This is a genomic window from Virgibacillus indicus, from assembly GCF_002266285.1.
Taxonomy (GTDB): Bacteria; Bacillota; Bacilli; order Bacillales; family Amphibacillaceae; genus Virgibacillus_K; species Virgibacillus_K indicus.
In genome coordinates this window covers 23531-34738 of the sequence record NZ_NPMS01000017.1, presented here as the reverse complement: position 1 = coordinate 34738, position 11208 = coordinate 23531, and the positions used below count along the sequence as shown (strand labels likewise).

General features: G+C 36.1%; 12 protein-coding genes. All 12 read left to right on the top strand.

Annotated elements, in window-relative coordinates; genetic code table 11:
* Positions 1-392 precede the first annotated feature (392 nt).
* Positions 393-2246, top strand: a complete 1854-nt coding sequence (locus tag CIL03_RS19090; RefSeq protein WP_066189335.1) for a heavy metal translocating P-type ATPase — start codon at positions 393-395, stop codon at positions 2244-2246.
* A gap of 193 nt (positions 2247-2439) precedes the next feature.
* On the top strand, positions 2440-2673 hold the full coding sequence (locus tag CIL03_RS19085) for a heavy-metal-associated domain-containing protein (RefSeq protein WP_066189340.1): 234 nt from the start codon (positions 2440-2442) through the stop codon (positions 2671-2673).
* A 47-nt stretch (positions 2674-2720) separates the two neighbouring features.
* Entirely contained in the window at positions 2721-3020 is a 300-nt protein-coding gene (locus CIL03_RS19080; RefSeq protein ID WP_066189342.1) for an iron-sulfur cluster repair di-iron protein, ric, read from the top strand.
* Positions 3021-3086: 66 nt separating this feature from the next.
* The gene (locus CIL03_RS19075; protein WP_066189344.1) at positions 3087-3320 is read left to right on the top strand and encodes a heavy-metal-associated domain-containing protein; all 234 of its coding nucleotides are present in this window, start codon (positions 3087-3089) and stop codon (positions 3318-3320) included.
* A gap of 64 nt (positions 3321-3384) precedes the next feature.
* Complete coding sequence (locus tag CIL03_RS19070; RefSeq protein ID WP_094887459.1) at positions 3385-4092, top strand: Crp/Fnr family transcriptional regulator; 708 nt, start codon at positions 3385-3387, stop codon at positions 4090-4092.
* 638 nt (positions 4093-4730) lie between these two features.
* The gene (locus tag CIL03_RS19065) at positions 4731-5306 is read left to right on the top strand and encodes a TetR/AcrR family transcriptional regulator (RefSeq protein ID WP_094887458.1); all 576 of its coding nucleotides are present in this window, start codon (positions 4731-4733) and stop codon (positions 5304-5306) included.
* 125 nt (positions 5307-5431) lie between these two features.
* Positions 5432-5731: an alpha/beta fold hydrolase gene (locus CIL03_RS19060; RefSeq protein WP_094887457.1), complete on the top strand. Its 300-nt coding sequence runs from the start codon at positions 5432-5434 to the stop codon at positions 5729-5731.
* A 70-nt stretch (positions 5732-5801) separates the two neighbouring features.
* Positions 5802-6863 (top strand): alkene reductase, encoded by a 1062-nt coding sequence (locus CIL03_RS19055; RefSeq protein ID WP_094887456.1) that lies wholly within the window; start codon positions 5802-5804, stop codon positions 6861-6863.
* 61 nt (positions 6864-6924) lie between these two features.
* The gene (locus tag CIL03_RS19050) at positions 6925-7371 is read left to right on the top strand and encodes a PaaI family thioesterase (protein WP_094887455.1); all 447 of its coding nucleotides are present in this window, start codon (positions 6925-6927) and stop codon (positions 7369-7371) included.
* A gap of 4 nt (positions 7372-7375) precedes the next feature.
* Positions 7376-8362: an acrylyl-CoA reductase family protein gene (locus tag CIL03_RS19045; RefSeq protein ID WP_094887454.1), complete on the top strand. Its 987-nt coding sequence runs from the start codon at positions 7376-7378 to the stop codon at positions 8360-8362.
* Positions 8363-8467: 105 nt separating this feature from the next.
* On the top strand, positions 8468-8890 hold the full coding sequence (locus CIL03_RS19040) for an MFS transporter (protein WP_094887453.1): 423 nt from the start codon (positions 8468-8470) through the stop codon (positions 8888-8890).
* A 1090-nt stretch (positions 8891-9980) separates the two neighbouring features.
* Entirely contained in the window at positions 9981-11162 is a 1182-nt protein-coding gene (locus tag CIL03_RS19030; protein WP_094887452.1) for a carboxylate--amine ligase, read from the top strand.
* The last annotated feature ends 46 nt before the right edge of the window (positions 11163-11208 follow it).

Here is an 11208-nt window from a genome sequence, read left to right as displayed (position 1 = left end):
CAAGGGTTGAAGAGTCTATCCAAGCGATATCAGACCATGCGTTGGACCTAAATGAAACCGCCGTATACGGAACCGTACGTACGGTGGTGTGAGAGGTCGGGGGTTAGTCACCCCCTCCTACTCGATTTGCAGTTTATAATGCTTTTCTAAAGCCTGCTGAATAAAGAATGTACAATATAATGATTTTTTTTGATTGTATGTTCGATAATATATAAGAGTTATTCAGTTATTCAGTTATTCAGTAAAACAGTTGGATTTGTTTTGCTGTTCTTTTATAATTTTTCACTTTTACAATAGAACTTGATCCTAATCAATTTTTATTTCATAGAAACATCCTATACTAGAGTCATCAACAAGGAATACAAATGAAAATGAAATTGGAGGGAATCAACATGCAAAGATATATATTAAGTAAAAAGAATTCCATTACACTGATCAGTGCAATTTTGATTGCACTTGCATTCTTCGGACGATTTTCCTTAGACAACATGGCCATTTTCAATTGGTCGCTCATCATTGCATCTATTCTTGGTGTAGCACCAATTGCGATTCAAGCCTTTCAGGCATTAAAAGTAAAAGTTGTCAGTATTGATGTTTTAGTTACCATTGCAGTAATTGGGGCAGTATTGATTCAAAATTATGAGGAATCAGCCATCGTTACTTTCTTATTCTTATTTGGTTCTTACTTGGAGCAACGTACCTTGAACAAAACACGTTCTGCCATTAAAGAATTAACAGAGCTGGCACCAGAAAGTGCTTTAAAGCAAATGGAAAATGGAGAATTTGAAGAAGTTGATGTCGATGATGTAGATGAAGGTGACATTTTATTAGTCAAAACGGGTGCAAAAGTCCCCGTAGATGGAACCGTGTTAACAGGTGAAGGTCACATCAATGAAGCAAGTATTACCGGAGAGTCTGTTCCAGTAAGCAAAAGGGTCGATTCTGAAGTATTTGCGGGAACAATCTTAGAAAATGGAACGATTCAAATTCGATCTGACCGTGTAGGGGAAGATACAACATTTGGTAGAATTATCGAATTAGTGGAAGAAGCACAGGATTCCAAATCAGAAGCAGAGCGGTTTATTGATCGATTCTCTAAATATTATACACCAGCTGTTTTAGTCCTTGGTTTTATTGTTTGGCTATTCTCAAAAGATATTGAACTAGCTATCACGATTCTTGTTTTAGGATGTCCAGGTGCATTAGTTATCGGGGTTCCTGTATCCAACGTTGCCGGTATCGGAAACGGTGCACGTAATGGTGTCCTCCTAAAAGGTAGTGAAGTTATCAATGACTTTAGCAGAGTAGATACTATCGTTTTTGATAAAACGGGAACATTGACAGTAGGAAACCCTGAAGTTGCCGAAAAAGAATTTTACGGCAACAACACTGAAGAAATTCTAGGATACTTAGCAAGTGTGGAGCGCGAATCGGACCACCCACTAGCAAAAGCTGTCTTACAGGATATTGGCGAGACAACTTTCTATACTGTTGAAGAAACCGAAGTCGTTAAAGGTGGCGGAATTGTAGCAAAAATAGGTGTTCATCGTATAGCCGTTGGTAACGTAGCTTTAATGGAAAAAGAAAATGTGAAATTAAGCGAAAAAGCTAAAAAAGACGTCGAACGCTTTGAGAAAAATGGGAATTCTCTTGTGTTAACTGCGGTTGACGGAGAATTAAAAGTTCTGATGGGTATTCGGGATCAAATCCGTCCAGGTGTTAAAAAAGATCTTCAAAACCTAAAAAAACTTGGAGTCAAAAACCTAGTCGTTCTTTCAGGGGACAACCAAGGAACCGTAGATTTAGTTGCTCGAGAACTTGGATTAACAGAAGCACACGGTCATATGCTTCCAGAAGGAAAATCCGCATATATTGAAAAAATGCAAGCAAAAGGCCAACTCATTGCCTTTGTCGGTGACGGAGTGAATGATAGTCCTTCATTAGCCTTAGCAGATATCGGAATCGCAATGGGAAGTGGAACAGATGTTGCAATTGAAACATCGGATGTCGTTTTAATGAATTCTGACTTTAGTCGTTTACCACACGCATTAGGCTTAACAAAATTAACTTCAAGAAACATGAAACAGAACATCACCATAGCAGTTGGTGTGGTATTAGTCTTACTTGCTAGCCTACTATTTAGTGAATGGATGAATATGTCAATCGGGATGTTGGTTCACGAAGCAAGTATCTTAGTAGTCATCTTGAATGGTATGAGATTGCTTCGATACCGTTTGAGAGGATAAATTTAATAGAAAGCGGTCTTGACGAATGATAAAGGGGAAGTATTCAGGTAGGAAGAACAAAATACTCCCCTACTTTTTTCTTAAAACTTGATTTGCGTCAATTTCATTTCGTTGAACCTCAGCTATACTTAAATTGTAAAGAAGAAGAGGGGAAACAAAAAAGTCAAAGATAAGATGAAAGGAGAAATAATTCATGCAAAAAGCAGTTATTCAATTAGAAACATTATCTTGTCCATCTTGTATGCAAAAGATTGAAAATGCGGTGAAAGGATTAAATGGGGTTAATCAAGATAGCTTAAAAGTATTATTCAATGCCAGTAAAGTAAAAGTAGATTTTGATTCAGAAACGATCACCGTTAACGATATCAAAAAGGCAATTGAAGACTTAGGATATCCCGTTGTTAAATCAAAAGTAAAATCTGCCTAAGACAAACACACATAACAAAAATTATATATAGAAAGAGGGAAATAATAATGTCTGAACAAACATTTAACGAAGTAATAACAAACCATTTTGAAAAACTGGATTTATACACTACTGCGATTACACGGGCCCATGGTAAGAACCATCCAGAAGCCTTTGAAGTACGTGAACTATTTGAAAAACTCAGTAAAAAGGTAAAAGATGCTGGTGCAAACAAACCAGACTTGGATGTTGAATTTGCTCAGTTACGAAAAATCACAGACAACTACGCCATTCCTGGAGATGTATGTGAAACATATGCAGGCACCTACGAAATGTTATCAGAAGTAGACAAAGCATATCAGGCTTAAAAGTAACCCAAAAACAAAAGAATAAATTGGTTTACGGTCGTTAAAAAATGAAGGGAGAAATGATTTATGCAAAAAGCAACGATTCAATTAGAAACCTTATCTTGCCCATCTTGTCTCCAAAAGATTGAAAATGCGGTGAAAGGAATAAACGGTGTGAATCAAGATAGCTTGAAGGTAATGTTCAATGCTAGTAAAGTAAAAGTAGATTTTGATTCAGAAGCAGTCGTTATTAACGATATCGAAGAGGCAATTGAAGACTTAGGATATCCTGTTGTCAAATCAAAGGTAAAACCTGCTTAATCGAGTGAATAGAAAGGAAGCCTAAGATGCCCTCTTAGGCTTTTTATAAAAAGGAGAGGTTATTTTGGAACAAAACCAATGTTGTCATCACCAACATGGACATGCAGAATGTATTCGTATTGTTCCCATTTTCAACCATCTGGAAGACTCACAAATGGATTTGATTGCGGAATCTGCCAAGACACTTCATCTACAAAAAGGGGAAATGTTATTCCGTGCAGGTGAGAAAGATGATACCTTATATATTATCAATTCAGGTAAGGCTCGGATTTACCGCTTATCGGATTCTGGAAAAGAACAACTTGTTCGCATTTTAAATCCCGGTGATTTTACAGGTGAAGTCGCCATTTTCCAACCTGGAAGTATTCATGAGAACTATGCGGAAGCACTACAAAATACATCCATTTGTTTAATTAAACGAGAGGATTTACAAGAGTATTTGGTGGAATATCCGCAGATCTCATTAAAAATACTGTCAGAAGTAACGATGCGTTTGAAGGATTCTGAAAAACAAACCACACAAGTAGCGATTGAAAATGTAGAAACCCGCATTATATCCTTTTTAGCTGAGAATGTTGAAAAGGGAAGTGGCAATAGTCCAACGATTATCTTACCAATGTCCAAAAAGGGTTTAGCCTCGTATCTTGGTACCACACCAGAAACAATCAGCCGTAAATTTACTACTCTAGAAGAACTTGGATTGATTAAACAGTTACCGAAAAAGAAAATTAAAATAATGGATTTAGATCAATTGTTACTTCATACTGAATAAATATAAGAGAGTAGCGTGCCATCATCTAACGGGTTAAGTTTAATAGTACAAAACATAAAATAACAAACCTTTTAGCAATCCAATTAGCATATAAAATGGATTGCTAATTTTTGTTGGTTTAACAATGTCTATCTACAAAAAAGAAAGAAAAATGGCTCCTTATTTGGCACTTATTTTACCAAGATGACATAAATTTGTGTCAACTTCATTATTTAGCAGAACAACTCCCTAATAACTTAGCGAATTCCTCTGATAAATAGCTAAGGAATTGGAAATTTATGTTAAAATTATAATTTGGATTGTGAATTAGTGTACTTAAAGTAAATGGTGCAATCCTAAAAGAAGGATTAGTACCCTTTTTTGTTTAATTTATTAAATGGGCAGATTAGTAATATAAATTGAGAAAAATCACTATCCGATAGTTCCAAAGCATAGGGAAATGACATAATAATTTTCAGGAGTTATTTATTGATTGATCGTTCTCTAAATGATATCGTAAAGTATATAGGTAATAGATAAGCAATATTTTTTTGGAGAAATGAGAATGACCGTTCTCGAAACGAGCATCTAAGTACTTAAAGCTTTTTAAACGAGGTACTAAAGAAGCTGCTATAGTTGTTCGAAAGGAGGGGGATTGGATGGCAAGAATCAAAGAATATGATGAAAATGAAGTATTACAAAAAGCTATGGTACTCTTTTGGGAGCAAGGCTATGAAAAAACATCTATACAAGATTTAGTCACGCATATGGGCATCCATCGCAGAAGCATATACGATACATTTGGCGATAAGCACACATTATTTATGAGAGCTTTGGATCGCTATGATGAGGTAATAGGGATCAAGATAGATTCGCAAGTAAAGCCACTGAATTCGGTTAAACAGGCCATCAGGCGTTTATTTGAGATTGCAATTTATAGAAATGAAAAAAACACTATTGGTTGTTTAACAGTAAATACAGCAGTTGAATTGTCCCTGCATGATGAAGAAATAGCAGAGAAAGTTGTTGATAGTTTCTCAAAGACTGAAAAACTACTGAACGAGCTATTGCTACGAGGTCAAACATTAGGAGAAATATCCCATCATCATGATGCGGAAAAGCTCTCCCAATTTATGCATAATTCCTTAGTGGGATTGCGAGTACTAGTGAAAACAAGCGATGATAGAGAAAAATTGGAAAGTATTATCGATATGACACTGTCTATATTGGATTAAGCTTTCTTTTTTTATTTTTTTGAGAATGTTCGTTCTCGAATTATTTCAATTAAAATTGTACGTGTACTTATAGAATAAATTATTTCCTTTACGAGAGATTGGGACGTGAGTCTCTAAAAAGAATCATGAATCAGAAACAGGTTGAAAGTTCAGATCAAGTACAAGAAGCGCAATTACAAGCACTTGCAAAATGGGGCGTACAGGATTCTAATCAAAAATACGACTGGTTACAGAAGATTACACAACCAGTACTTGTGACAAACGGTGTTCAAGACGTTATGGTTCCGACCGAAAACAGCTATATTCTTACCGAAAATTTACCAAACGCACAACTGATTATTTATCCTGATTCTGGTCATGGGCATCTATTTCAATATCCAGAACAGTTTGCTAAACATGTAAACCAATTTCTTGATTCTAAGTAATTTAAGAGAGTAGTGGACATTTAGTTATAGATATTACGTGGTTAAGAACACAAAAACGAGGAGAATTAAAATGAAAAATTTATTTGAAGAGGTTCGTATTGGAGACGCTACATTGAAAAATCGCTTAGGTATGTCACCAATGACGAGAAATAGAGCTTTACCTGATGGTACTCCGGGAGAACTAGCCGCTGAATATTATGGTCAACGTTCTTCTTTCGGTTTAATCATAAGTGAAGGTACACAACCTTCAGATGATGGCCAAGGGTACTTAAATACACCTGGGATTTATACACCATCTCACATAGAAGGTTGGAAGAAGATAACGAGTCGCGTACACAATGAAGGGGCTCGCATATTCATTCAGCTCATGCATGTAGGGCGGGTATCACATCCTGACAATACGCCTCATCATCGACAGCCGGTTGCACCTTCAGCTATTGCACCTGGAGTAGAAATGTATACAGCTGAGGGGAAGAAAGATATCCCGACTCCTAGGGAATTAGGTCGAAATGAGATAAAAGAAGTCATTCAAGAATTTCGTACAGCTGCAGCCGCAGCAATTGAAGCTGGAGCTGATGGAGTTGAAATTCACGGGGCAAATGGATATCTAGTTCAACAATTCCTTAGTGAAAACTCAAATCTCAGGCAAGATACCTATGGTGGAACAATTGAAAACCGGGCTCAACTTGCAATTGAAGTGACTAAAGCAGTCATTGATGAAATTGGTTCGGAAAAAACGGGAATTCGGTTTTCTCCTCAAGGAACATTGAACGGAATTGAGGAAGGCGATACAAATATTGAGATGTATCGTTATTTAATAGGGGAGTTAAATAAGCTTAATTTGGCTTATCTTCATATTATGCACTTTGGCAATGAACCCTTATTACAAGAAATACGCCAATTATGGACGCAGCCACTGTTGGTAAATAGAGCGGGACGTCCGCTTGAACAACTTACAATGGATTTGGATAATGGTCTAGCAGATGTTGCAACAGTAGGGATTTGGGCACTAGCTAATCCAGACTTCATTGAGCGTATAAAGAAAAGTGCCCCCCTAAATGAACCGGATTTAAATAAGCTCTATGCCGGTGGTGCACAAGGTTATGTAGATTATCCGTTTCTAAAAGCTTAATTTAATTATTCAAAAATAGCGGTACCTAAAAGTAAAATTAATTGTTTAGGAGTTGTGGATAATGAGTCACTTAGAAAGAATAAAGAAAATGATGACGGGTGAAATACCTGGTGCTCCTGTTGCGCAAGTACTTGGCTTTAAGGTGGTAGAGGCTGAAGAAGGCAGAGTCGTTATTGAAATAGAAGCTTCTGAAAGATTGCATAATCCGATGGGCACGTTACATGGTGGGATACTGGGTGATATAGCTGATGCTGCGATGGGATTATCTTTTATTAGTACGCTTGCTGAGGACGAACTGTTTACGACGGTGGAACTTAAGTTGAATTTCCTTAAACCTATTTTTGAATCGAAACTGAGAGCTGAGGGGCAAATAATAAAAAAGGGCGGCACAATTGGATTGCTGGAATGCCATATCTATGATGAAAAAAAGAGTCTTGTTGCACATTCAACGAGTACGTGTATGGTTTTAAAAGGGAATTCCAATCATAAAAGAGAAAGGAAAGAATGATAAAATGAATAATTTCAAAGCGATGGTACTAGATAAAGTAAATGATCAAACCAAGTTAGAAATTAAACAATTACGTATGGAAGACCTTCCAGAAGGAGACGTAACCATTCAAGTAGCCTATTCTAGCGTAAACTTTAAAGATGGTGCAGTGGCTATCCTAAATAAGTTTGTATCCTCCTATCCTGTTGTGCCAGGAATCGATTTAGCTGGAACGGTTATTGATTCAAAAGACGAACGATTTACAAAAGGTGATGAAGTTATTGTTACGAGCTACGAATTAGGAACAGGTCATTTTGGCGGCTATAGTGAACTCGCACGTGTTCCTGCAGAGTGGGTTGTTCCTCTTCCGAAAGGGTTATCTTTAAAGGAATCCATGGTTCTTGGAACAGCAGGATTAACTGCTGCAATAGCCGTTCAAAGACTAGAAGATAATGGATTAGAACCTAGCCATGGACCTGTTCTAGTAGCTGGTGCAACAGGAGGCGTAGGCAGCGTTGCGGTAAATATTTTAGCTAAAAAAGGTTATGAAGTTGTGGCGAGTACAGGAAAAGAAGACCAAGAAGAGTATTTGAAAGGATTAGGCGCTAAACAAATCATTCATCGAGATGAGATTGTAGATAACGACAATCAGCCAGTGCGTGAAGGAAAATGGGCAGCAGCGGTTGATCCTGTAGGAGGGAAAACTCTCCAATACATTCTAAGTACATTGAATTATGGTGGATCTGTAGCTACATGCGGTTTCACAGGTGGCAGTGAAGTTTCCACAACCGTTTTTCCTCATATTTCACGAGGTATAAATTGGCTTGGTGTTGACTCGGTTCAATATCCAAGAAATGAACGTTTAAAAGTTTGGAATCGTCTTGGGAATGATTTGAAACCAACAACTTTAAATGAAGAGATGGTGAATGAAATCTCATTAGAAGAACTACCCGGAGTATTAGCTGCTATATTAGAAGGGAAAGTACGCGGAAGAACGCTTGTTAAACTATAAACAGATTTTGAATGGAATCAACCTGCCTGTGTGAGGCAGGTTGATTAGTCGTTGTCGTCCGAATACGATAACGACTAATTACTTTAAAAATAAGGACGGGATCAAATGACGTCAACTACTTCTCCCCAATTAGAAAGCATGGTACCCATTCAAGAGAATAAGATTATTTTAATTTTGAGTTTTACCATCTTGCTCGTAGTAATGAACACGACGATGTTTAATGTTGCATTGCCCTCTATAATTATAGACTTTTCCTTAAATTCATCAACAGCGTCGTGGCTCGTTTCCGGTTATTCAATCATGTTTGCTATTGCATCATTGGCTTTTAGCAGATTGTCAGACTTTATCCCCATCTCAAGACTTTTGTTTTTCGGACTCAGTATTTTAGGAATCGCATCCATCATCGGCTTCTTTTCCAATCATTTTCTCCTCTTATTAGGAACTCGAAACCTAGATTTAATAAAAAAGCCCAGTGAAACAATTAAATGTAAGATGTTAATTAAGACATGTATGAGTGTTAAAATTTGAACAGTTAATACTTTCTTTGCATATTAAAATAGATTGTGAAAGATTGTACTTAAAGTAATGGTGCTTTTCCCTAATAAGAAAGGAAATGGGCGAAACCTGTCTATCTAACTGAGGATGGAATTTAACAGGCTCAAGAACAGATGGGAAAATATAATATTATGGAGTAAACGTAAAATAATTTATATTATTTCCTGCAGCGTGGTTTAGCAGAATAAAGGGCCTATTTCTTGTCAAAAGGATTACTTCACCATATGGAGATACATGTCTCTGATTTAAAAAGGTCACCAGAATTTCTAGGTTGGTTTCTTGAAGAATAAGAATTCAGCTCATTCCAGGAATGGGAAAGTGGTAAAGCCTTAAAATGGGGGATACTTACATCGTATTTGTTCAAACTGAGGAACGATTTCGGATGCTCCATATCATGAATGTCTCAAATCCAAAACGGCTCCAACCATCAAAAATTGGTGATTGGAGCCTTTTTTACGTTAACTTTGGCTGGTAGTGTCCCAGCCCTTTCCTTTTAATCTTTGGAGTGACGGGTTTACGTCCTTTTAATTACAATTTAAATGTTTGTTATCCCGCTCAAGGAACGAAACTTTGCCCTGTAGGTGTTAGCGAATAATCTATTTTGGGTCCACATAAACATGCCAAACGCATTTCCCAATAATCATGATTCCTCCGACCCAGGTGCTATACCAAAGGAAGGATTCACTGCAACTTCTGCCCATTCTGTCATCCCTGTACGCATGATAGTTGAACCAAATTCACAGAATCTTAATAATATTATATTGAAAGTAATAAATTTAAAACAAAAAGATTAACTTTCAGGAAAACTTTTTGTTTATTTCGAGGGTATATATAGTAGAGTGATTTCACGAGAAGGGACTGGTTCTTTTGCAAGAGAGATATATAAAATTAATTAAAAAAGGAATCAACAGGCTTTCCGCACACTTTACGACGGCTATGTAGATTATATGCGCTGCGAACGGCATATGGAATAACAAGAAATCGTAGTGATGCGACAGATTGTGTGCAGTAAACATTTACTAACTTAAATGTTGAATAATTTTAATATAAGGAGTTGAATGTAATGAAAAATAAAGTCGTTATCTTAGGAAGTAATTATTATATTGGATTAAGCGCAATCCGATGCTTAGGTGTTCATGGTATTCATACTGTAGCTGCGGACTATTCGGAGGAAAATAGATATGGTGCTAAGTCAAAATATTGCTCTGAAAAAATTATAGTTCCTCATTATCAAAAAGACCCAGGAAAGTTTATTTTTACTTTAATTGAATATGCAAAAAAACAAGATAAAAAGCCGGTACTTATTCCATGCCATGATTCCTATTTAGAAGTTATTGATGCACACCTGGATAAAATTCGTGAATATTATTTAATACCTCAAACAGAACAAGGTTTATATAGTACTGTAATGAATAAAGAGACACTTCATAAATTAGCAGAAGAAAATGGAGTAAATGTTCCGGAAACACTTAATACAGATGAAAAAAATTTACATAAAAAAGTAAAAGATACCATTAAGTTTCCCTGCTTGGTAAAGCCAGTTGATTCTCCTTCTTTTGTTAAAGAATTTAGAAAAAAACTATTTGAAGTACATTCCATAGAGGAAATGGAAGAAAAAATAGAACTTGCAAAAAATGCAAATTTAGAAGTTATCATACAAAGAATTATCCCTGGTTTTGATGATCACATGTATACATTTGATACTTATTTAAATCAAGAGTCGAAAGTAACGCATTGGACAACAGGTAATAAATTTCGGCAATATCCAATAAATTTTGGAGCATCTGTTTTCACTATTCAAAAACATGTTCCTGAACTTTATGAAATTGGTGCAAGATTTTTAGAAAATATTAAATATAAAGGTTTTGCTGAAATAGAATTTAAAAAAGATGCTGAATCAGGAGAGTATTACTTAATTGAAATTAATGCTAGAATTACTAACTTTAACAGCTTATTGTATAAAGTCGGACTAAATTTCCCGTATATTACATATAGGGAATTAATCGGTGATCCTGTAGAACCTAAAACAGTAGAACATAATACAAATACAGCTTTTTGGTATGTATTTGAGGATGTGCTGGCAGTAAAGAATTATATTAAAACGAAACAACTATCTTTCCCAGGTGTAATTAAAACCTTGTTTAGACCAAAAGCCTATGCTATTTGGGACTGGAAAGACCCAAAACCAGCTTTTTCATTTACTTTTATGATGTTGGGTAAATTTTTTAATAGGGCTGTTAAATGATTGATTTTTATAGACCTCGCATTTTTATATGATAACTAACTTTCGG

Excerpts from the sequence above, each read along its gene's own strand:
- CIL03_RS19075 (WP_066189344.1), top strand. The coding sequence starts at position 3,087 with ATGCAAAAAGCAACGATTCAATTAGAAACCTTATCTTGCCCATCTTGT.
- CIL03_RS19050 (WP_094887455.1), top strand. The coding sequence starts at position 6,925 with ATGAGTCACTTAGAAAGAATAAAGAAAATGATGACGGGTGAAATACCT.
- CIL03_RS19080 (WP_066189342.1), top strand. The coding sequence starts at position 2,721 with ATGTCTGAACAAACATTTAACGAAGTAATAACAAACCATTTTGAAAAA.
- CIL03_RS19040 (WP_094887453.1), top strand. The coding sequence starts at position 8,468 with ATGACGTCAACTACTTCTCCCCAATTAGAAAGCATGGTACCCATTCAA.
- CIL03_RS19045 (WP_094887454.1), top strand. The coding sequence starts at position 7,376 with ATGAATAATTTCAAAGCGATGGTACTAGATAAAGTAAATGATCAAACC.
- CIL03_RS19085 (WP_066189340.1), top strand. The coding sequence starts at position 2,440 with ATGCAAAAAGCAGTTATTCAATTAGAAACATTATCTTGTCCATCTTGT.
- CIL03_RS19055 (WP_094887456.1), top strand. The coding sequence starts at position 5,802 with ATGAAAAATTTATTTGAAGAGGTTCGTATTGGAGACGCTACATTGAAA.
- CIL03_RS19030 (WP_094887452.1), top strand. The coding sequence starts at position 9,981 with ATGAAAAATAAAGTCGTTATCTTAGGAAGTAATTATTATATTGGATTA.
- CIL03_RS19060 (WP_094887457.1), top strand. The coding sequence starts at position 5,432 with ATGAATCAGAAACAGGTTGAAAGTTCAGATCAAGTACAAGAAGCGCAA.
- CIL03_RS19090 (WP_066189335.1), top strand. The coding sequence starts at position 393 with ATGCAAAGATATATATTAAGTAAAAAGAATTCCATTACACTGATCAGT.
- CIL03_RS19065 (WP_094887458.1), top strand. The coding sequence starts at position 4,731 with ATGGCAAGAATCAAAGAATATGATGAAAATGAAGTATTACAAAAAGCT.